This window comes from Amycolatopsis sp. NPDC051061, assembly GCF_040682935.1.
In the GTDB taxonomy this organism is placed as follows: domain Bacteria; phylum Actinomycetota; class Actinomycetes; order Mycobacteriales; family Pseudonocardiaceae; genus Amycolatopsis.
This window is the reverse complement of sequence record NZ_JBFBBZ010000011.1, coordinates 230,614-251,028: the sequence shown is the minus strand read 5'-3', so window position 1 is coordinate 251,028 and position 20,415 is coordinate 230,614. Positions and strand designations below refer to the sequence as shown.

Annotated in this window: 20 protein-coding genes; 9 read left to right on the top strand and 11 right to left on the bottom strand. The window is 70.5% G+C overall.

All coding sequences use genetic code 11. From position 1 onward, the window contains the following. Window positions 1–46: 46 nt before the first annotated feature. From AB0N03_RS17805 to AB0N03_RS17795, 3 genes are read right to left on the bottom strand one after another with little or no spacing between them, the layout of a single operon-like run. A complete protein-coding gene (locus AB0N03_RS17805; protein ID WP_364372273.1) occupies window positions 47–1,657 on the bottom strand; it encodes an ATP-binding cassette domain-containing protein in 1,611 nt (536 codons plus the stop codon). Next, window positions 1,654–2,721, bottom strand: coding sequence for an energy-coupling factor transporter transmembrane component T (locus AB0N03_RS17800; RefSeq protein WP_364372271.1), 1,068 nt, complete (start codon window positions 2,719–2,721; stop codon window positions 1,654–1,656). Before AB0N03_RS17800 ends, AB0N03_RS17805 begins: the two co-directional genes overlap by 4 nt. After that, window positions 2,711–3,352, bottom strand: coding sequence for an LPXTG cell wall anchor domain-containing protein (locus AB0N03_RS17795; protein WP_364372268.1), 642 nt, complete (start codon window positions 3,350–3,352; stop codon window positions 2,711–2,713). Before AB0N03_RS17795 ends, AB0N03_RS17800 begins: the two co-directional genes overlap by 11 nt. A gap of 66 nt (window positions 3,353–3,418) precedes the next feature. Here AB0N03_RS17795 and AB0N03_RS17790 point away from each other — a divergent pair, with 66 nt between their 5' ends. Both AB0N03_RS17790 and AB0N03_RS17785 read left to right on the top strand, forming a co-directional pair. Next, window positions 3,419–4,324, top strand: a complete 906-nt coding sequence (locus tag AB0N03_RS17790) for a Gfo/Idh/MocA family oxidoreductase (RefSeq protein WP_364372265.1) — start codon at window positions 3,419–3,421, stop codon at window positions 4,322–4,324. A 366-nt stretch (window positions 4,325–4,690) separates the two neighbouring features. After that, the gene (locus AB0N03_RS17785; RefSeq protein ID WP_364372262.1) at window positions 4,691–5,446 is read left to right on the top strand and encodes a GNAT family N-acetyltransferase; all 756 of its coding nucleotides are present in this window, start codon (window positions 4,691–4,693) and stop codon (window positions 5,444–5,446) included. Here AB0N03_RS17785 and arfB read toward each other — a convergent pair. The 6 genes from arfB to AB0N03_RS17755 form a co-directional block, all read right to left on the bottom strand. Further along, window positions 5,443–5,859 carry an alternative ribosome rescue aminoacyl-tRNA hydrolase ArfB gene (gene arfB / locus AB0N03_RS17780; RefSeq protein ID WP_364372321.1) on the bottom strand — a complete coding sequence of 139 codons (417 nt, stop codon included), beginning with the start codon at window positions 5,857–5,859 and terminating at the stop codon, window positions 5,443–5,445. The two genes, AB0N03_RS17785 and arfB, sit on opposite strands and share 4 nt — an antisense overlap. A 50-nt stretch (window positions 5,860–5,909) precedes the next feature. Then, the gene (gene purM / locus AB0N03_RS17775; RefSeq protein WP_364372259.1) at window positions 5,910–6,980 is read right to left on the bottom strand and encodes a phosphoribosylformylglycinamidine cyclo-ligase; all 1,071 of its coding nucleotides are present in this window, start codon (window positions 6,978–6,980) and stop codon (window positions 5,910–5,912) included. A gap of 30 nt (window positions 6,981–7,010) precedes the next feature. Then, entirely contained in the window at window positions 7,011–8,537 is a 1,527-nt protein-coding gene (gene purF / locus AB0N03_RS17770; protein WP_364372256.1) for an amidophosphoribosyltransferase, read from the bottom strand. 118 nt (window positions 8,538–8,655) lie between these two features. After that, window positions 8,656–8,961, bottom strand: coding sequence for a hypothetical protein (locus tag AB0N03_RS17765; protein WP_364372254.1), 306 nt, complete (start codon window positions 8,959–8,961; stop codon window positions 8,656–8,658). Continuing rightward, entirely contained in the window at window positions 8,948–9,187 is a 240-nt protein-coding gene (locus AB0N03_RS17760; RefSeq protein ID WP_364372251.1) for a DUF397 domain-containing protein, read from the bottom strand. The genes AB0N03_RS17765 and AB0N03_RS17760 overlap by 14 nt, the downstream gene beginning before the upstream one ends. A 325-nt stretch (window positions 9,188–9,512) precedes the next feature. Continuing rightward, a complete protein-coding gene (locus tag AB0N03_RS17755; protein WP_364372248.1) occupies window positions 9,513–10,391 on the bottom strand; it encodes a helix-turn-helix transcriptional regulator in 879 nt (292 codons plus the stop codon). 200 nt (window positions 10,392–10,591) lie between these two features. Here AB0N03_RS17755 and AB0N03_RS17750 point away from each other — a divergent pair, with 200 nt between their 5' ends. Then, complete coding sequence (locus AB0N03_RS17750) at window positions 10,592–11,389, top strand: SAM-dependent methyltransferase (protein ID WP_364372319.1); 798 nt, start codon at window positions 10,592–10,594, stop codon at window positions 11,387–11,389. Between the two features lie 21 nt (window positions 11,390–11,410). Here AB0N03_RS17750 and AB0N03_RS17745 read toward each other — a convergent pair whose 3' ends face one another. Then, window positions 11,411–11,791 (bottom strand): sterol carrier family protein, encoded by a 381-nt coding sequence (locus AB0N03_RS17745; RefSeq protein WP_364372245.1) that lies wholly within the window; start codon window positions 11,789–11,791, stop codon window positions 11,411–11,413. Between the two features lie 56 nt (window positions 11,792–11,847). On the opposite strand from AB0N03_RS17745, the gene AB0N03_RS17740 reads away from it, so the two are divergent. The 6 genes from AB0N03_RS17740 to AB0N03_RS17715 all read left to right on the top strand — a co-directional run bounded on the left by AB0N03_RS17740 (window position 11,848) and on the right by AB0N03_RS17715 (window position 17,544). Then, window positions 11,848–12,552: a type VII secretion system-associated protein gene (locus AB0N03_RS17740; RefSeq protein WP_364372243.1), complete on the top strand. Its 705-nt coding sequence runs from the start codon at window positions 11,848–11,850 to the stop codon at window positions 12,550–12,552. Window positions 12,553–12,651: 99 nt separating this feature from the next. Continuing rightward, window positions 12,652–13,452, top strand: a complete 801-nt coding sequence (locus AB0N03_RS17735) for a lysozyme (protein WP_364372240.1) — start codon at window positions 12,652–12,654, stop codon at window positions 13,450–13,452. 193 nt (window positions 13,453–13,645) lie between these two features. Beyond that, window positions 13,646–14,515, top strand: coding sequence for a lysozyme (locus AB0N03_RS17730; protein WP_364372237.1), 870 nt, complete (start codon window positions 13,646–13,648; stop codon window positions 14,513–14,515). A 173-nt stretch (window positions 14,516–14,688) separates the two neighbouring features. Next, the gene (locus AB0N03_RS17725; RefSeq protein WP_364372234.1) at window positions 14,689–15,621 is read left to right on the top strand and encodes a hypothetical protein; all 933 of its coding nucleotides are present in this window, start codon (window positions 14,689–14,691) and stop codon (window positions 15,619–15,621) included. A gap of 4 nt (window positions 15,622–15,625) precedes the next feature. Continuing rightward, complete coding sequence (locus AB0N03_RS17720) at window positions 15,626–16,723, top strand: pentapeptide repeat-containing protein (RefSeq protein WP_364372231.1); 1,098 nt, start codon at window positions 15,626–15,628, stop codon at window positions 16,721–16,723. After that, window positions 16,720–17,544 carry a pentapeptide repeat-containing protein gene (locus tag AB0N03_RS17715; RefSeq protein WP_364372228.1) on the top strand — a complete coding sequence of 275 codons (825 nt, stop codon included), beginning with the start codon at window positions 16,720–16,722 and terminating at the stop codon, window positions 17,542–17,544. The genes AB0N03_RS17720 and AB0N03_RS17715 overlap by 4 nt, the downstream gene beginning before the upstream one ends. A 344-nt stretch (window positions 17,545–17,888) precedes the next feature. Here AB0N03_RS17715 and purL read toward each other — a convergent pair whose 3' ends face one another. Beyond that, a complete protein-coding gene (gene purL, locus AB0N03_RS17710; RefSeq protein ID WP_364372316.1) occupies window positions 17,889–20,171 on the bottom strand; it encodes a phosphoribosylformylglycinamidine synthase subunit PurL in 2,283 nt (760 codons plus the stop codon). Between the last annotated feature and the right edge of the window lie 244 nt (window positions 20,172–20,415).

Here is a 20,415-nt window from a genome sequence, read left to right as displayed (position 1 = left end):
CCCGCCCGCCCGCCCGCGCCCCCGCCCCCTCGCTCCTCCTCCGTCCTCATGCCAGCGCTTCCGCTACCTCGTCCACCGTCAGCCACCGCTCCGGCGCCAGGATCTTCGCCACCTGCGGGGCGAACGCCGGCGATGCGACGATCACCTCCTTCGTCGGGCCGTCCGCGACCACCTCGCCCTCGGCCATGACCACCACGCGGTGGGCCACCGTCGCCACGAACTCGACGTCGTGGGTGGCCAGCAGCACCGCGTGGCCCTGCGAGGCCAGCTCTCGCAGGGTCGCCGCGAAGCGCCTTTTCGCGTGGTAGTCCAGGCCGCGGGTGGGCTCGTCGAGCAGCACGACCGGCGGGGCCGCCGCCAGCTGGACCGCCAGCACCAGCGCCAGTCGCTGCCCTTCCGAGAGATCTCCGGGGTGCGCTTCACCGGCGATCCCGGGGGCGAGCCGGTCCAGCAGGGCCCGGGCCGTTCCCGCCGGGACCTCCGATTCGGTGTCGGCCTGTACGCACTCGGCGTCGACCGAATCGAGGTACAGCAGGTCGGCCGGGGTCTGCGGGACCAGCCCGACGCGCTGACGGGCCACTCGTGGCTTGAGCGACGCTGGATCCGCGCCACCGACGTCGACCTTCCCCGCCAACCTCGGGCCGCTGCCCTGCACCGCCCAGAGAAGCGACGACTTGCCGGAGCCGTTGCGTCCCATCAGCGCGACCACTTCCCCCTGCCCGACGCGCAGGTCCACCCCGCGCACCGCCAGGACATCTCCGTATCGGACCACCACCCCTCTCACGTCCAGTGCTTGACCGGTCACCGAGAGAGTAGAACCCACCACCGACAATTTCCGATCGAGCAGCTGAAGCCGGGACCGCAGCGGCCCCGCGACCCGCCGCGCGTCCCGCACCGACAGCGGCAACGGCGACCACCCCGCCAGCCGCCCCAGCTCCGCGATCGGCGGCGCGATCGACGACGTCGCCAAGATCTCCGAAGGCGGGCCCGACCGCACCGAACCGTCGCCCGGCAGGTACAGCACCCGGTCCGCGTACTGCGCCACCCGCTCCATCCGGTGCTCCGCGACGACCACCGTCGTCCCGAGGTCGTGCACCAGCCGGGTGATCGCCGCCAGCACGTCCTCGGCCGCCGTCGGGTCCAGCGCCGACGTCGGTTCGTCGAGCACCACGACCGACGGGTGGGCCGTCAGCACCGAGCCGATCGCGACGCGCTGCTGCTGACCGCCCGACAGAGTCCGAAGTGGACGGTTGCGCAGCTCCGCGATCCCCAGCAGGTCAAGGGTTTCCTCGACGCGCTTGCGCATGACGTCCGGCGCCACCGCGAGCTGCTCCATCGCGTACGCCAGCTCCTCCTCCACGGTGTCGGTCACGAACCCCGAAAGCGGGTCCTGCCCGACGACGCCGACCACCGAAGCCAGCTCGCGCGGCGGATACGCAGCAGTGTCGAGCCCGCCCACGAGCACCCGCCCGGCCAGACGCCCGCCGGTGAAGTGCGGGACGAGTCCGTTGATCGCCCCGAGGAAAGTCGACTTGCCGGCCCCGGTCGGCCCGGCGACCAGGCACAGCTCACCCTCCTCGACCTGCAGTGAGACGTCCGAAAGCACCGGCCGCGAGGCGTCCGGGTAGGTCACCGTGACCCGCGAGAACTCGATCACCGGACGACCTCCGACGACGGCGGACGAGGCGCCACGAACGCGGGCACCACCGCGATGAGCAGGGACACCACGTGCACCAGGGAAACCTCCGGCCACCGCAACGGGCTCAACGACGGGTACAGGTTCGCGGGATCGACCTGCGCGGAAAGGAAGAGCGACACGCACGACCCGATCCCGGCGAGGACGACCAGCGTCTCCGGCCACCGCCACGGGTCCGGCCGGTACGCCGTCCGCCGCACGCGCCGCCCGCCGAGGACGAACCCCACCACCGCCACCACCAGCCCCGCCGCCAGCAGCGGCACGCCGAGCCACGACGACGTCCCGTCGAGCACGCCGTAGACGCCGACGCACACGCCGACCAGCCCGGACAGGACGCAGGAAGCGATCAGCACCCGCACGCCAGGGCTCAGGTACGCCCGGCGCCCGTAGCCCCGGGAGTCCATCGCGGCCGCCAGCCGCAGCGACCGGTCCATCGCGTCTTCCAGCACCGGCACCACGATGCCCTTGACCGCCCGCAGCCCGCGAGTCCGCCCCGCCCGCAGCCGCCGGGCTCGCCGCACGCGCTGCACGCTCTCGACGAGCTGCGGCGCCACCGTCAGGGCCACCGTGACCGCCGTACCCACCTCGTACAGCGCTCCGGGGACCGCCTTGAGCAGGCGTTTCGGGTTGGCCAGGGCGTTCGCCGCGCCGACGCAGACGACCATCGTCGCCAGCCGGAGGCCGTCGTAGAACCCGCCGAGCAGCGCTTCCGCCGACGTCGGCCCGAGCAAGGACAAACCTGCGGTCAGCGGGATCCGCGGCAGCGCGAGGAGCACGTGACCGCCGTCCTCACCGCCGACCAGGATCCGGAACAGCACGCGCGACGCGACGATCAGCGCGCCGACGTACGCGTACAGCCGGAACGCCAGCGCCCACGGCGCGTCACTCCGGCGGTTCGCGACGACGAACCCCGCGACGGCGATGATCAGGCCGAGCAGCAGCGGGTTCGTCGTCCGGCTGGCGGCGACGGCCAGCGAGAGCGCCCAGACCCACCAGGCGCCGGGATGCAGCGCCCTACTGTTCACGCCGACGCCGGCGCCGCGACGCGATGAACACTCCCGCGCCGGCGAGCAGCAGGACCACGACGGCTCCGATCACGAAGCCCCAGGGAAATTCGGTGTCGCCGGCTTTCGCGACATCCGGAGCGGCCGTCGCGGCCTGACGCACCGGAGCCACGCGCGGCGGCGTCGGCAGGTCGTTCGCCGACTTCGGACGCGCGAACGCCCAGCCCTCGAAGCCGTTCGCGACCGGCTTCGACGTCTGCGCACCTTCCTGGCTCGACTCCCACGCCCCGCCCGCCGACGCGTGCCAGTAACTCCAGTACGCCGTCGCCGACGGCATCCCCGCGCACGACTCGACGTCCGGCCCTGGCTTGCCGTCGATCCGGCAGGCCACCGCGAGGCCGTACTTCTGCGACCCGGCGACGTCGACCCCGGCCGCTTGCAGGGTCGCGATGCCGTTCGCGGGCGTGCCCGCGGCGCAGCGGATCAACGGCTGCGGGCCCAGGTCGCCGAAGTCGACGACCACCGTGACCCCGGCGCCCTCGGCGCAGGACCCCGCCGTCCCGGTCGCCGAGGCGGGCGCGGCGCCGGCGAGGCCGGCTCCCAGCAGCAAGGCGCAGACAGCGGAGAAACGGGCGAAGCGCACGGCGATCATGCGAGAACCTTAACCAGCGGCGGACGCGGTTCCGGCGCGACGAGGGACACACCTAGACTGCGGACCGTGGGACAGCTCATCGCGGACGGACAGCTGCGCGTCGGCCTGATCGGCGCCGGCCCGTGGGCGACGACCATCCACGCACCCGGCCTGGCGGATCACCCCGGCACGGCGCTGACCGCGGTCTGGGCCCGGCGGCCCGAGGCCGCGCAAACGCTTGCGGACACGCACTGCGCGGCCACCGCGAGCAGCGTCGAGGAGCTGTTCGAGCAGGTGGACGCGGTCGCACTGGCCGTTCCGCCGTCGATCCAGGCCGAGCTGGGCGTGCGCGCGGCCGAAGCCGGGAAGCACCTGATCCTGGAGAAGCCGATCGCCGCCGACCTCGCCGGTGCGAAGCGGCTGGCCGACGCCGTCGCGAGCACGGGTGTCGCCGCGCTCGTCGTGCTGACCTTGCGGTACTCGGCGCAGACCCAGGAGTGGCTCGCCGGCCTCGCGCAGGCGGGCGGCTGGGCCGGGGGCGGCGCGCGCTGGCTCTCCGGCGCCCTGCTCGGCGGCCAGTACGCCGCTTCGGAGTGGCGGCAGGACGACGGCGGCGCGTTGTTCGACATCGGCCCGCACGCGCTCGACCTGCTGGACGCCGCGCTCGGCCCGATCACCGAGGTCGTGGCGGCGCGGCGGAGCCCGGGTGACCTCTGGCACCTGATGCTGGCGCACGAGAACGGCGTGGTCAGCACCGCGACGCTGTCGCTGCGGCTGCCGGTGCAGCCGACCGTCGTCGAGGTCGCCGTCTGGGGACAGCACGGATATCGGACACTCGGGCGCAAACCGGGCTCGGCGCAGGAGTCCTACACCGCGTTGCTGGACGACTTCGCCGCGATGATCGCGAGCGGCACCACGGCGCACCCCTGCGACGTCCGCCGTGGTCTGCACCTGCAGAACCTCCTCGAGCAGGCCCGACAGCTCGCCGAGTAGTACACAGGCCCACATCGCGGGTTTACGTTGTGAAGTAAGGCTTCCTCACAAACTCTCCGAATTCATCCACAGGGTTGTCCACAGCCTCCACTATGGAATACGCCTTCTGACCGAACCACGGAAAGACAAACGCCGCCACCGGAAAGATCACCGAATAGTGCGGCCTGCTCGGACTGCCGCCGATAATCCGCTTGCGGACCGTGTCAAGATGGCCGGGAAGAGTCCCTTCGAGTCAAGGAATGACCGCCTATGCCTGGCGCCGCCCTCGGCGTCGGCCCCCGCTAGGCCCGACGCCCGGCGTTCGGCCCGCATGCCCGTCCGGGGCTGCGGCTCCTTGACATGCTCTCGAAAGGCTCCAACCCAGCGATGTCTGCTATCCAGACCTATGTCCGAAAGACGGCACCCCGCGGCCGGACCACCGAGCAGGTCGGCCCCTTCCTGGCCACCTACTCGCCGGGCACGGCCCACCCGATGCTCAACTACGCGATCCCGGACGACGGCGCGCGGCCGACGGCGGCCGAGATCGGCGCCCTGACCGAGGCGTACCGGCGGCGGGACCTGCTCCCGCGGCTCGAGTACTTCACCGACGTCGCTCCCGACCTGGAGAACCTGCTGGTCGAGGCGGGGTACGGGCTCGAACACCGGGTGCCGCTGATGACCTGTTCCCCGGCCGGCTTCGTCGACCACCCCGCCCCCGACGGTTACGCCGTCCGCGAACCGGAGTCCGACGAGGACTACCGGCGGATGCGCGCGGCGCAGAACCACGCGTACGGCGAACCGGACGCGGAAGTCACCGACCAGGACGTCGAGAAGGCGAAGAAGAGCGCGTCGGCCGGGGTCGTGTCCGCGCTCGTCGAGCACCTGGCCACCGGCGAGGTCGTCGGCGGCGGAGTCGCCCTCGAGATCGTCGACGGCACCACGGAGATCGCCGGCATCGGCGTGCTCGACACCCACCGCGGGCGCGGGCTCGCGGGCGCGCTCACGGCGTTCCTCACCCGGGACGCGCACGCCAAGGGCGCCCGCACCGCGTTCCTGACCCCCGGTGACCTGGGGATCGGGCGCATCTACGCCCGCGTCGGCTACCAGCCGGCGGGCGAGTGCGTGCATCTGTCCCTGAGCTAATCCTCGAAGCGGCCGGAGCGGCCTCGCTTCACGTCGCTCCGGCGCTTCTTCGACGCCAGGCGGCGCTCCTTCGAACCGCGAGACGGCTTCGTGGGGCGCCGCTTGGCGGGCGGCGGCGCCGACGCGTCGCGCAGGAGGTTCGCCAGGCGGCCGCGAGCCGCTTCGCGGTTCTGCAGCTGGGAGCGGTGTTCGCTGGCCGCGATCGTCAGGACGCCGTCGACCAGCCGCGGGCCGAGTTCGGCGAGGACCCGGTCACGCAGGTGCTCCGGGATCGACGGCGACGAAGCCACGTCGAAGGACAGCTCGACGCGCGAGTCGGTGGTGTTCACGCCCTGCCCGCCCGGGCCGGACGAGCGCGAAAAGCGCTCGTTCAACTCGGCTCCCGGGATCGTGAACCGAGAGCCGATCACCACGTCCTCGGCTGCCACGTCAACCAGTGTGACAGCCGCGATCAAGTACGTTTCTAAAAGCGCGGGTGATCGCCGGAGAGAACCGCGCGCGGGCCGTCGACGTCCTCGGCCGGCTGGACGTCGCCCAGCACCCACGCCGGCAGGTGCCGCGCGGTCAGCATGGCCAGCGCCCGGTCGACGTCCTCGGCGCCGACGATCGCGACCATGCCGACACCCATGTTGAAGGTCTTCTCCAGCTCGGCCCGCTCGACCTTGCCGCGCTGGCCGATCAGCGCGAACACCGGCGCCGGGGTCCAGGTGCCGCGCTCGAGCCGGGCGACCAGGCCGCGCGGCATGACGCGGGCCAGGTTCGCCTCCAGGCCACCGCCGGTGATGTGCGCGAACGTCCGGACCTCGGTCTCGGCCGCGAGCGCGAGGCAGTCCTTGGCGTAGATCCGGGTCGGCTCCAGCATCTCCTCGCCGAGGGTGCGGCCGAACTCCTCGACGTGCCCGCCGAGCGGCATCCGCGCGATGTCCAGCAGCACGTGCCGGGCCAGTGAGTAGCCGTTCGAGTGCAGGCCCGACGAACCGAGCGCGAGCACGATGTCGCCCGGGCGGACCTTCTCCGGCGAGAGCAGCTGGGACGCCTCGACGACGCCGACGCCGGTGGCCGACATGTCGTAGTCGTGCTCGCCCATCAGGCCGGGGTGCTCGGCGGTCTCCCCGCCCAGCAGCGCGCAGCCGGCCTGGACACAGCCTTCGGCGATGCCGCCGACCAGCGCGGCGATCTTCTCCGGGTGCACCTTGCCGACGGCGATGTAGTCCTGCAGGAACAGCGGCTCGGCGCCGGTCACGACGAGGTCGTCGACGACCATGGCGACCAGGTCGATGCCGACCGTGTCGTGCTTGTCCAGCGCCTGCGCGACCGCGATCTTGGTGCCGACGCCGTCGGTCGACGACGCGAGCACCGGCTCCTTCCACTTGTCGAGCTTCAGGGAGAAGAGCCCGGCGAAGCCGCCGACGCCACCCATGACCTCGGGGCGCGTGGCCCGCTCGGCGTGCGGCTTGAGCAGCTCGACGGCTTGGTCGCCGGCGTCGATGCTGACCCCGGCGGCGGCGTACGTGGCGCTCGTGAACTCGCTCACGGTGGAAGGACTCCCTACTGGAAGGAACTGCTAGGGACGCCGGACGGCGTCCTCGGCACCGTACCCGGCGGAGCTGACCGGAGTCGCCGCGCCATTGACCGAGTCGAGGCTTTCGAGCAGGTGCTTCCCGATCAGCGCGTCCTCCGGCAGCGGGATCGGGTACTCCCCGGAGAAGCACGCCGTGCACAGCCGCGACTTCGGCTGTTCCGTGGCCGCGACCAGGCCGTCGAGGGAAATGTAGCCCAGGGAGTCGGCCCCGATCGAGCGCCGGATGCCGTCGAGGTCGACGCCGTTCGCGACCAATTCGGCCCGCGACGCGAAGTCGATGCCGTAGAAGCACGGCCAGCGCACGGGCGGCGACGCGATCCGGACGTGCACCTCGAGCGCGCCGGCCTCCCGCAGCATCCGGACGAGCGCGCGCTGGGTGTTTCCGCGGACGATCGAGTCGTCCACGACGACCAGGCGCTTGCCGCGGATGACGTCGCGCAGCGGGTTCAGCTTGAGCCGGATGCCCAGCTGGCGGATGGTCTGCGACGGCTGGATGAACGTGCGCCCGACGTAGGCGTTCTTCACCAGGCCGGTGCCGTAGGGGATGCCGGACCCCTGCGCGTACCCGATCGCGGCCGGCGTACCCGACTCCGGCACCGGCATGACCAGGTCGCCCTCGACCGGCTGCTCGTGCGCCAGGCGGCGGCCGATCTCGACGCGGGTGGCGTGCACGCCGCGACCGGCGATCGTGGTGTCGGGACGGGCGAGGTAGACGTACTCGAAGACACAGCCCTTGGGGTCCGGGCTCGCGAAGCGGGAGGAGCGCAGGCCCTCCGCGTCGATCGCGATGAGCTCGCCGGGTTCGACCTCGCGGACGAAGGACGCGCCGACGATGTCGAGGCCCGCCGTCTCGCTCGAGACGACCCAGCCGCGCTCGAGCCGGCCGAGCACCAGCGGGTGCACGCCGTGCGGGTCACGCGCCGCGTAGAGCGTGTTCTCGTCGGCGAAGACCAGGCAGAAGGCGCCCTTGAGCGTGGGCAGCAGGTCCATCGCGGCGGCTTCGATGCCCTTGTCGGCGGCGTTCGCCGCGAGCAGCCCGCAGATCAGGTCGGAGTCGCTCGACGAGCCGGTCAGGCCCGCGTGCGGCTTGAGCCCGGCGGCGATGGTGCGCTCGCGCAGCTCGGCCGTGTTGACGAGGTTGCCGTTGTGCGCGAAGGAAAGGCCGCTGCCGGTTGCGGTGGTGCGGAAGATCGGCTGGGCGTTCTCCCAGATGGTCGCGCCGGTGGTCGAGTACCGGCAGTGCCCGACGGCGATGTGCCCCTGCAGCGACTGCAGGATCTGCTCGTCGAAAACCTGGCTGACCAGGCCGAGGTCCTTGAAGACCACGATCTGCGAGCCGTCGGAGACGGAGATGCCGGCAGCCTCCTGGCCCCGGTGCTGCAGGGCGTAGAGGCCGTAGTAGGTCAGCTTTGCGACTTCTTCCCCGGGAGCCCAGACGCCGAAGACGCCACACTCCTCGCGGGGTTCCGGTTCGGGCTGGTCGGACACGAGCTGCGGGTCGGAAACCACCGAAGGTGCTCCCAGGAAGACGTGGTCAGGCCGATTTCAGTGTAGACGGTGCGGACCTGAGTCAGGCCCCGCCCGACGTGGTACTGACCACTTCGGACAGGGCCTGAAGCCTTCTTGTCTAGCAAGCATCCGGCAGGGAGAGCATCTCCGTGAGCACTTGCGCGCCTTCGCCGCGGCGGCGCCACAACCAGCGCTCCGGCTCGAAGATGTTCTCTTCGGTGCCGGGCATCCGGGTCGCCACGACGTCGTCCTCGGCGTTGAGCCGGACCACGTCCACCACGTCGTCGTGCACCCGCACACCGACGACGGCGAGGACCTCGCCGCGCTCGTCGGCGGGGTGGACGAACTGGTAGCCGCGGGCCACCAGTTCCTGCAGTCCGGTTTCGATGTCGAAGACGGCGGAGATGGCCTCAGCCGAGGACATCGTCGAATTCACCGTCTTTCGCGCCGGCCAGGAAGGCCGCCATCTCCGCGCGCGTGTAGACGAGCGCCGGGCCGGTCGGGAACCGCGAGTTGCGCATCGCGATCTCGCCGTTGGACAGCGGCGCGACCTCGACGCAGTTGCCGACGGCACCGCTGTAGCTCGCCTTGCGCCACTCGGCCCCGGAGAGCCGGTCGGCCGGGATGCCGTTCTCGAATCGCTCAGCCATGGTCCACCTCTCGATGCGGAAAACCTTCCGGGCACTGCATCTGCATGTGCATTTGCCCGCGTATCGGAGGCTAGCACGTGTGCCTGCAACGGTAAATGCACGTGCAGAATTTCTTGCAAAGTTCTCGGACGGTAAAGAATCACCAGGTCACGGTTAACCTATTGGGTGATAGTTAGCGACCCTAATGGGTGAACAACTACGGGTAGTCACCGCTGATCAGGACAGGGCGGGAGTCGCCGACTGGCCCGCGGATACCGCCGGTGACCACCTATCGGGCACACGTCGGCGCCGGCGAAGCGGTTCACCGGCCTGGTCACGGACGTTCTCAGATCTCCGCGCGCCGCTTCGCGAGTAGAGCGCGGCTCCGCTCCGGCGTCTCGGAATCGACCGCCAGCATGTCCAGCGCACGACTGTACTTTTCGATCTCTTCGCGCTTCTCGATGTAGTGCGCGCCGGTCAGGTACTCGACGTAGGCGATGTTCGGCAGTTCCGGTTCGCCGAACCGCAGCAGCGAAAACGCGTGCTCCGCGGACAGCCCGCTGCGCGAATACGGCAGGACCTGGACCGATACGTGCGGCAGCGCGCTCATCTCAAGCAGGTACTCGATCTGCTGCTTGAGGATCTTCATCCCGCCGATCGGCCGGTACAGCACCGACTCGTCGAGCACCATCCACACCCGGGGCGCGTCCGGCCGGCTGAACATCTTCTGCCGCCGCATGCGCAGGGCGACCAGCTGGTCGACGCGCTCGTCGGCCATCTCCGGGCGGCCGTGGCTGAAGATCGCCCGCGCGTACCCCTCGATCTGCAGCAGCCCCGAGACGTACAGCGGCTCCCAGATCTGGATCCGGGCCGCGGCTTCTTCGAGGCCGACGAGGTCGGTGAACCAGTTCGGCATCGTGTCGCCGAAGCGCCGCCACCAGCCCGGCTCGTTCGACTGCTTGACCATGTCGAGGAACGTCTGGCGCTCGGTCCCGTCCTCGACGCCGTACATCGTCAGGAGGTCGGTGACGTCGCGTTCCTTGAAGCCGACCCGGCCCAGTTCCAGGCGGCTGATCTTCGATTCGGACCCGCGGATGTTGTACCCGGCCTGCTGGCGGGTGATACCGGCCTCTTCGCGGAGTCGGCGAAGCTGCGAGCCCAGGATCATCCGGCGCGCCGTGGGGCCGATGTTCTGTTCACCTGCGGACGCGTTCACCGCGTTCATTCCCGGACCTTCCGCGCTCACGTCACCAGGGGGTTCTAGCCCGACTACCGAAAGTACACGTTGGGCCGTCCTGCGCAAAGAGGTGACCCGGTTTACCGCATGCGTGTGTCGTCCTACTCTACGTAGAAGCCGAGACTTTCGACACAGAACTTGCGAGGTTCAAGATGCCCGACGCCGCGACCCGGACCGAACGAGTTCCCGTGGGGGTCGACCCGACCCGAGCGAGCATCGCGCGCGTGTACGACGCCTTCCTGCTCGGGAAGGACAACTACGAGATCGACCGGGAGGTCCTGCACAAGGTGCAGCAGGCCGCCCCGGAGGCCCAGGACCTCGCGTTCGAAAACCGCGGCTTCCTGATCCGCGTCTGCCGCTTCCTCGCCGGCCAGACCGGCATCACCCAGTTCCTGGACCTCGGCTCCGGCCTGCCGACGGCGGAGAACACCCACCAGGTCGTCCAGCGGATCAACCCGGAGACCAAGGTCGTCTACGTCGACAACGACCCGGTGGTCCTCGCGCACGGCCGCGCGCTGCTCGAAGAGAACGAGCACACCCACTTCGTCGCCGAGGACATCTTCGAGCCGCAGCGGATCCTCGAGAACGAGGTCGTCCGCGAGCACATCGACTTCACGCAGCCGCTCGTGCTGCTGCAGATGGGCACGCTGCACCACTTCAAGGGCGACCACGACCGGCCGGCCCAGATCATGCGGGAGTACGTCGACGCGCTGCCGTCCGGCTCCTTCGTCGGGCTCAGCCACTTCTCCGACCCCGAGAACGAAGACTCCGCGACGGCGCGCCGCATGGAGGACTTCTTCGTGCACAGCCCGATGGGGTCCGGCACGTTCCGGACGCAGAAGGAGATCGAGGCGCTGTTCCCCGGCCTCGAAATGGTCGATCCCGGCGTGACGCTGTGCGCCGACTGGTGGCCGGACGGCCCGCGGCTCAAGGAGCTCAACGTCGCGCAGCGCACGATCTCCGGCGGCGTCGGCCGCAAGCCGTAGCTCCGCGCGCGCCCGCGCCCGTCAGAGGCGGACGAGGGGCAGCCAGTGGGAAAGGTCGGCCCGGGTGCCCGAAGCGGACACCCGGCCGTCCGCCACCGCCGTGGTCCAGTCCAGCCGGCCGGTGGCCAGTTCGAGCCAGGTGCGCGGGTCGGTCTCGATCACGTTCGGCGGGGTGCCACGCGTGTGCCGCGGGCCGTCCACGCACTGCACCGCCGCGAACGGCGGCACGCGGACCTCGACCGTGCGGCCCGGCGCGTCGGCCGCGAGCGCGCGCAAGCTGAGCCGGACCGCGGCGGCCAGCTCCGGGCGCGCCGGATCGGGCGCGTCGCCTTGCAGCCACGCGGAAATCGCCAGCACCGCCGCACGTAACTGTCCGGGGTCGACCGAACGCGAAGAGGCCATGGGCAAACAGTAGAGTGGCGCACCAAGACTTTTCAGGCACACCCGAGAACGTGGGGATGACGATGGCGCAGCGGGACGAGGCAGATCGGATGGTTTCGCAGCAGCCCACCGGAAGCGGCGCCGATCGCCCCGGCAAGCACAGCAAGCACAACCGCGCCGCGCGGCGCGGCGGCCAGCAGGCCCGGCGCTCCGGCAAGCACGGCACGCCCGAGATCACCGCGGAGATGCGCACGAACGCCCGCGCCAACCCCGACAGCTGGCTCTACGTCATCGACGAGGCCTTCGACCCGAACGGCCCGGTGCCGTCGTGGGCGGTCGTCGGCGCGTACCCGGTGAACGGCGCGGGCGACGTCGTCGCCGACTTCCACCCGAACGACCGGTACCGGCCCTCGCCCAAGGCGCTCGGCTTCCCGGAGCCGTCGAACGACCTCGAGCAGCTGCTGCAGCTCGTCCGCACCGAGCACCGGCCGCCGTCGGACCTGCCGAAGGTCGTCCTCGACTCGACGCTGTTCGTCTACGCGATGTCGCCGGTGCAGCGCACCGTGATCGGCTTCCACAACACCGACGGCCGGGTCATGGTGCCCGCCTACACCCGCAAGGCGCTGGTGCCGCGCGAGTGGCCGCACGCCCGCGCCGTGGTCGGCCGCGACATCGCCGGCCTGCTCGGCGGGCACCCCGTCGCGATCAACCCGCACGACCTGATCACGGCCGTCGTGCCGGCCGAGCACCTGCTGAAGGCGCTGGCCGACGAACGCGGCTGACCTGCGGGTTTAACCCCATCGAGTGACCACCCGAGTCGCCGATCCGGCGGCTCGGGTGCATGGTGAGGCTGGAAAAGACTCACGAGACCGGTGGGGTGCATGAGGGTGGGACGTCGTTCGCTGCTTCCCTTCGCCGCCGCCGTCCTGCTCGCCGCCGGACAGGCGCCGGCGGCGGCCGCCGACAGCTACTCGGGGGCCGAAGACCACTACGCCGGTTCGCAGATCGCCAAGGTCGAAGGCGTCGACGCGGTGCCCGGCGTGGAGTACGCGACCGACGACCAGGAGCTCGGCCACGACGTCAGCGGCCACCAGGGCCCGGTCGACTGGTCCGGCGCGGCGCGGACGGGCGCGAAGTTCGTCTACGTCAAGGCGACCGAGGGCACCGGGTTCGTCAACCCGCAGTTCGCCCAGCAGTACAACGGCTCCTACGGCGCCGGCCTGATCCGCGGCGCTTACCACTTCGCCCGGCCGGACATCTCCGACGGCGCGTCGCAAGCACGGTACTTCCTCGCTCACGGCGGCGGCTGGTCGGCCGACGGCCGGACCCTGCCCGGCGCGCTCGACGCGGAGTACAACCCGTACGGCGAAACCTGCTACGGCAAGGACGCCGCGGGCATGGTCGCCTGGATCCACGGCTTCTCGGACACCTACCACGCCGCGACCGGCCGCTACCCGACCATCTACACGTCGACGAGCTGGTGGAAGCGCTGCACCGCGAACAACGGCGGTTTCAGCGGGAATCCCTTGTGGATCGCCCGCTACAACACCTTCATCGGCGAGCTGCCCGCCGGCTGGAGCATCCACACGATCTGGCAGTTCGCCGACCGCGGTTCGCTTCCGGGCGACCAGAACTGGTTCAACGGCCCGGCCGACCGCCTCCGCGCCCTCGCGCTGGGCTGAACGGCCCACCGGCCGAAGTAATAGGTGTTAACCAGTCACCAATTGAAGATCGACTACCCGGGAAAATCACCCACACGTATACCCAATTTCACGGAACTGAGTGACAAACACGACCTCGTCCTCAACAATCGTGCACGGGCGGCTACCTGCAGTAAGCCGTCCTCAGCGAGGGTATCTGTGAAGGGATTCAACGATGTCCACTTCCCGAAGAGGGCGGATCTTCGCCGCCCTGGTCGTCCCGGCCACGCTGCTCCTGCTCGGCAGCACGGCCCAGGCGACGACCTTCTCCCCCGAAATCGACCCCGTGGCCGCGATCAACGCGGACATCGCCCAGCACGACCACGAACTGGGGTCGCAGATCCGGCGCGTCGAAGGCGACACGTCGACCCCGGACACGCAGAAGGCGGCACAGCAGCCGCAGCCCGGCCAGGCCATCCCGGGCCAGGTGCTGGCCACGGTGGCCGGCATGGACGTCGCCGGCTACCAGGGCAACGTCGACTGGGCGAGCTGGTGGAACCAGGGCAAGCGGTTCGTCTGGACCAAGGCCACCGAGAGCACCAGCTACACGAACCCGTACTTCGCGCAGCAGTACAACGGCTCCTACAACCAGGGCTTCATCCGCGGCGCCTACCACTTCGCGACCCCGAACACCGCGAGCGGCGCGGCGCAGGCGAACTACTTCATCGCCCACGGCGGCGGCTGGTCCAAGGACGGCAAGACGCTGCCGGGGGCCCTGGACATGGAGTACAACCCGTACGGCGCGACCTGCTACGGGCTGAGCAGGGCGGCGATGACGGCGTGGATCCTCGACTTCCACGACACCTACCACGCCAAGACCGGCCGGTACCCGGCGATCTACACATCGCAGAGCTGGTGGAACCAGTGCGTCAACGCCGACTTCTCCAGCACGGCCCCGCTGTGGGTCGCGCGGTACTCGTCGTCGGTGGGCGCCCTCCCCTACAACTGGGGCTTCTACACCGTCTGGCAGTACACCTCGAGCCCGCTCGACCAGGACACCTTCAACGGTGCCTACGACCGGCTCCAGGCCCTCGCCAACGGCTGACCCGCACCCCCGGCTCCCGGATCGTGACGACTTCGCGTCGTCGCGACCGGGAGCCGGTTTCATGCCGTACCGTCCGAGCTTGCAGAATGCTGCTCACCACGTCCTGGGGGAACCGCACAGGCCTTGCGGACGTCGGAAGCGCACGAACACCCAGCGCCCGGAAGGCATGAAAGATGACGTACCCGCCTCAGCCGGGCCAGCCCGGCCAGCCCGACCCGTACGGCCAGCAGCCGCAGTCCGGCGGCTTCCAGCAGCCGTACCCGCAGCAGGGCGGGTGGGACCCCAACCAGCAGCAACAGCCCTACCCGACGCAGCAGTACCCGCAGGGCTGGGACCCGAGCCAGCAGCAGCAACAACCCGGCTACCCGTCGGGCGGGTTCCCGGCGAACCAGCCGCCGCAGTGGGGTGACCCGAACGCCCAGCAGCAGCAGGCGTGGGGCGACCCGAACGCGCAGCAGCAGTCGGCGTGGGCGGACCCGAACGCGCAGCAGTACGGCCAGCAGGCCTGGGACCCGAACCAGGGCGGCCAGATGGCGGGCTGGGACCAGTCCGGGGGCTACGGCCAGGGCTTCGGCGGGCCGCCGGCGCCGCCGAAGCAGGGCAAGACCGGGCTGTGGATCACCATCGGCGCCGTGGTCGTCCTGCTCGTCGCCGTCGGGATCACCGGGTTCGTCGCGCCCGGCTTCTTCCTGTCCAAGGACAACAACACCGCGGCCCCGCCGGCGACGAGCACGTCGGCCAAGCCTTCGACGCCGAAGACGACCCCTCGCAAGTCGACCACGCCGACCACGAAGCCGTCGTCGCCGACCGGTTCGGGCGCCGACGCCAAGGTCGTGCTGCAGGGCTTCATCGACAAGCTGAACGCGGGCGACACGCCCGGCGCGCTCGCGCTGGGCTGCTCGGACTCGAAGGACCTGCTCGACTCGTGGCTCAAGACGTTCCTCAAGCCGCCGCTGCAGCTGACGCTCGGCGACGTGCCGGACGACGAGTTCCTCGTCGAGGGCCAGGTCACCGGGACGTCCGCGGGCAAGAACGTCAAGGGCACGCTGAGCGCGACGAACTTCGACGACAAGGGCTTCTGCGTCAGCACGATGCTGGTGTCCTGACCCGGTGAAGCTGTGGCGATCACCGCTGGCGTGGACGTTCTTCGCGTCGGCGGTGCTGCTGGTGGGGGTCGGCGGCTGGCTGCTGGCCGACCCCGCCACCAGCCGCAGTGACGCGCTGAAGACCGGCGGCCTCGCCGGCGGCGCGATCGTGGCGCTGTACGCGCTGTGGCTGAACGACCGGCGACGCCGGGTCGAGGAACGCCGTCAGGACATCGAGCGCCAGCGGCACGAGCTCGAGTCGCAGCGCGCGGAACTGGACCGCGAACGGGTGGCCGACGAGCGATTCGCGAAGTCCGTCGAGTTGCTCGGGCACGCGGCCGACCAGGTGCGCGTGGGCGCGATGCACGCGCTGGCGGGGCTGGCGCGCAGCCGGCCGGAGTACACGCAGACGGTGCTGGACGTGCTGTGCTCGTACCTGCGGCGGCCCTTCGACGTCAACCAGTCTTCGTCGTCTGCTCGGGTCGACGACGACGGGCAACCGGATCCGGAACGGGAACGCGAACTCACCGTCCGGCTCACGGCGCAGCGGCTGGTCGCCGACCTGCTGCCCTCGCGGGACGCCGAAGGCCCGGCGTACGACCTGGACCTGACCAGCGCGACGCTGGAGTACTTCGACCTCTCGGGCAAGCTGGTCGGGGGCCTCCTGCTGCGGTACGCGTCCTTGCGCAGCAGCACGAACCTCAGCGGCTGCCGCTTCAAGGGCCGGGTGTACTTCACCGCGGCGGGCACCGGCTCGAGCCGCCTGGTGGGCTACTTCCGTTGCCGCGGAACGGTTTTCGAAAGCCATGCCTGGTTCAGCGGGACGACTTTCGCCGAGGGCGCGGAATTCACGGAGACGACGTTCGCCGGGCGGACGACGTTCAAGGACGCGACGTTCGTCAAGAACGCTGAATTCACCGACGTGACCGCTTCCGATTCGCTCGACCTGCGGCGAACTTCCTTCGAGGGGCAGACCGACTTGCGGTTCGCTTCGCTGCCGGAATCGGTTTCGCTGTACAACACGCGGGTCCGGTCCGAAAAGGACATTCAGCTGCCGGCCGGCTGGGAGCTGGAAGACCTGCGTGACGGCGAAGCCCGCATCGTCTCGAAGGTGGGTAAGTGAAGCGCTTCTCGCCCCTCCTCGCCGCCTTCCTGTTCAGCGCCGTCGTGTTCGCCGGGGTGCTGGTGTGGCTGCTCGCCGACCCCGGGACCAACCGGGGTGACGCGCTCAAGACGGCGGGGCTGGCGGGCGGTGCGGTCGCGGCGTTGTACGGCCTGTGGCTGAACGACCGGCGCCGGCGCGTCGAGGAGGACCGGCACGAGCTGGAACGCAGGCGGATCTCCGACGAGCGGTTCGCGAAGTCGGTCGAACTGCTCGGGCACCAGGCCGACCAGGTCCGGGTCGGGGCCGTGCACGCGCTGGCCGGGCTCGCGCGGACGCGGCCCGAGACCTACACGCAGACCGTGCTCGACGTGCTGTGCGCCTACTTGCGCATGCCGTTCGCCCACGAGAACTTCGACGCTTCCCTCGAAGGATCGGCCGAGGCGGACCGGGAGCGGCAGGTCCGGCGCACGGCCCAGCAGGTGCTCCGGTCGTTGCTGCCGGACGCCGGCACCCCGGACGCGCCGGAGTACGCGCTCGACCTCACCGGAGCCCGGCTCGATCGGTTCAACCTCAGCCACAAGCGAATCGCGTGGCTCGGCGCGCAGCGGACGGAGATCATCAACGGCGCGTCGTTCACCGGGACGTCGTTCCGCGGGTCGGCGTTCTTCACCGGGGCGAGCGTGCACGGGCCGGTGGAGTTCGTCGGGACGAAGTTCGGTTCGGGGACGGGCTTCCGGGACTTCACGGTTCACGACGAGGTGGTCTTCACCGAGGTCGACTTCGCGATCGCGCCGGACTTCGGTCAGGCCAGTTTTCCGGCGGGGACCGAACTGCCCTGAGCAGCACCCGCCCGCCCTGGCTGGGCTCCGGCATAGTCGCGGCCGCGCGCGGAGTCGGGTGTCGCGAATGAGTCATTGGGGGCACCGGAGGTCCCGAATGAGTCATTCGCGACGTCGGGCGGGGTTGGCGACGTCATGAACGACCCTTTCCTGTCGCCGGACGTCATGAACGACCCTTTCATGACGTCCGCCCGGCGAACGCGACTTTGCCGGAGCCCCCGCCCTCCCTGGGGGGCGTCCCCGAGTCCAGTCTATCGGCGGGGTGCGACAAACCCTGGGGAAAAGCCCGACGAGCCCCGACCTGTCCACATTCGAACCGGGCTGTGGACAGGTCGGGATCCGGCTCAGTTGAACAGGGCCGGGAGGGTCTTCTCCCAGGGTTCGCGCAGCTCGTCGAGCGTGAACTCCGTGATGTCCTGCAGCTCCAGCGTTCCCGACTCCGGGTCCACCACGCCCGTCTTGCGCCACGGGAGGCCGCGCGCCGTGCACATCTCCGTGAAGCGGAGCTCCTCCGTGCGCGGGACCGCCACCAGCACGCGACCGGCCGACTCGGAGAACAGCTGGACGAATGGGTCCTGGTCGTCGTCGAGGAACACCCGGGCGCCGCACTGTCCGATGAGGACGGTCTCGACCAGCGTCTGGATCAGGCCGCCGTCGGACAAGTCGTGCGCCGCCGAGATCATGCCGTCGCGGGAGCCCGCCACCAGGATCTCGCCCAGCAGCTTCTCGCGGGCGAGGTCGACGCGCGGGGGCACGCCGCCGAGGTGGCCGTGGAGCTCGCGGGCCCACGCCGAACCGTCCAGCTCGTCGTGCGTCTCACCCAGCAGCAGCAGGGTTTCGCCCGCCTCCGCGCCGATGCCCGTCGGGATGCGGCGGGTCACGTCGTCGATCACGCCGAGGACGCCGATCACCGGCGTCGGCAGGATCGCCGTCGAACCCGTCTGGTTGAAGAAGCTCACGTTGCCGCCCGTCACCGGGATGCCCAGCTCGACGCAGCCGTCCGCCAGGCCGTGCACCGCCTGCTCGAACTGCCACATCACGCCCGGGTCGGTCGGGGCGCCGAAGTTGAGGCAGTCCGACACCGCCACCGGCGTCGCGCCGCCCGTCGCCACGTTGCGGTACGCCTCGGCCAGCGCCAGCTGCGCGCCGCGGTACGGGTCGAGGTAGACGAACTTGCTGTTGCAGTCCGTCGCCACCGAGACGCCGCGGCCGGACGACTCGTCGATCCGGATCATGCCGGAGTCCGACGGCTGCGAGAGCACGGAGTTCCCGCGCACGTACCGGTCGTACTGGGACGTCACCCATTCCTTCGACGCCTGGTTGGGCGAAGAAATCAGCCGCAGCACGTCCGCGCGCAATTCGTCCGGAGTGGACGGACGCGGCAACGAAGCCGACGTGTCCGCGACCAGCGCGTCCTGAGTGGACGGACGCTCGATCGGCCGGTCGTACACCGGGCCCTGGTGGGCCACCGTGTGCGCCGGGACGTCGACGACGACCTCGTCGTGCCAGGTGATCACGAGGTGCTCGCCGTCGGTGACCTCGCCGATGTCGGTGGCGATGACGTCCCACTTGCGGCAGACGGCCATGAACGCCTCGACGTTCTCCGGCGAGACGACCGCGCACATGCGCTCCTGCGACTCGCTCGAGAGCACCTCCGCCGGCGTCATCCCGGTGGCGCGCAACGGAACGCGGTCGAGGTAGACGTGCATGCCGCCGTCACCGGCCGCGGCCAGCTCGGACGTCGCGCAGGACAGCCCGGCGCCGCCGAGGTCCTGGATGCCGACGACCAGCTTCTGCGCGAACAGCTCGAGGCAGCACTCGATGAGCACCTTCTCGGTGAACGGGTCGCCGACCTGGACGCTCGGCAGCTTCTTGCGGCCGCCCGAGGACTCGTCACCCGAAAAGGTGTCACTCGCCAGGACGGAGACGCCGCCGATGCCGTCGAGGCCGGTGCGCGCGCCGAACAGGATGATCTTGTTGCCGGTGCCGGACGCGAACGCCAGGTGCAGGTCCTCGACGCGCATCGCGCCGACGCACAGCGCGTTCACCAGCGGGTTGCCCGCGTACGACGGGTCGAAGACCAGCTCGCCGCCGATGTTCGGCAGGCCGAGGCAGTTGCCGTAGCCGCCGACACCGGCGACCACGCCGGGCAGCACGCGCTTGGTGTCGGGGGCGTCGGCCGGGCCGAAGCGCAGCGCGTCCGAGACCGCGAGGGGCCGCGCGCCCATGGCCATGATGTCGCGGACGATGCCGCCGACGCCGGTCGCGGCGCCCTGGTACGGCTCCACATAGGACGGGTGGTTGTGGCTCTCCACCTTGAAGGTGACCGCCCAGCCCTCGCCGATGTCGACGACGCCCGCGTTCTCGCCGATGCCGGCCAGCATCTTGGCCTTCATCTCGTCGGTGGCGGTCTCCCCGAAGTAGCGCAGGTGCTTCTTCGACGACTTGTAGGAGCAGTGCTCGCTCCACATCACCGAGTACATGGCCAGCTCGGCGTCGGTGGGCCGGCGGCCGAGGATTTCCCGGATGCGGGCGTACTCGTCGTCGGCGAGCCCGAGCTCGCGATAGGGCTGGGTGTGGTCCGGGGTCGCCCCGGCGCGCTCGGTGGTGTCAACGGTGCTGGTCACGGTGTCCGTGTCAGGGTTCGCCACGGCCGCCAGGATACGGGGCGCACCCGCGTGCCCCGGACGGTGGGCCGCCGAAAACGGACGGGCGCGAAAAGGGTGTGAGCGAGGCGACACCGGGCGGCGCCCTGGGGACAAGCCGGGTCCGCGGGCCCGGAATTGTCGGTCCCCGCGAGTAGCGTTGAAACCGGGGGTCCCCCGAGAGGGCCGGGTGCGCGCCGAGGTGCGATCGCCGGAAAATCGGTCG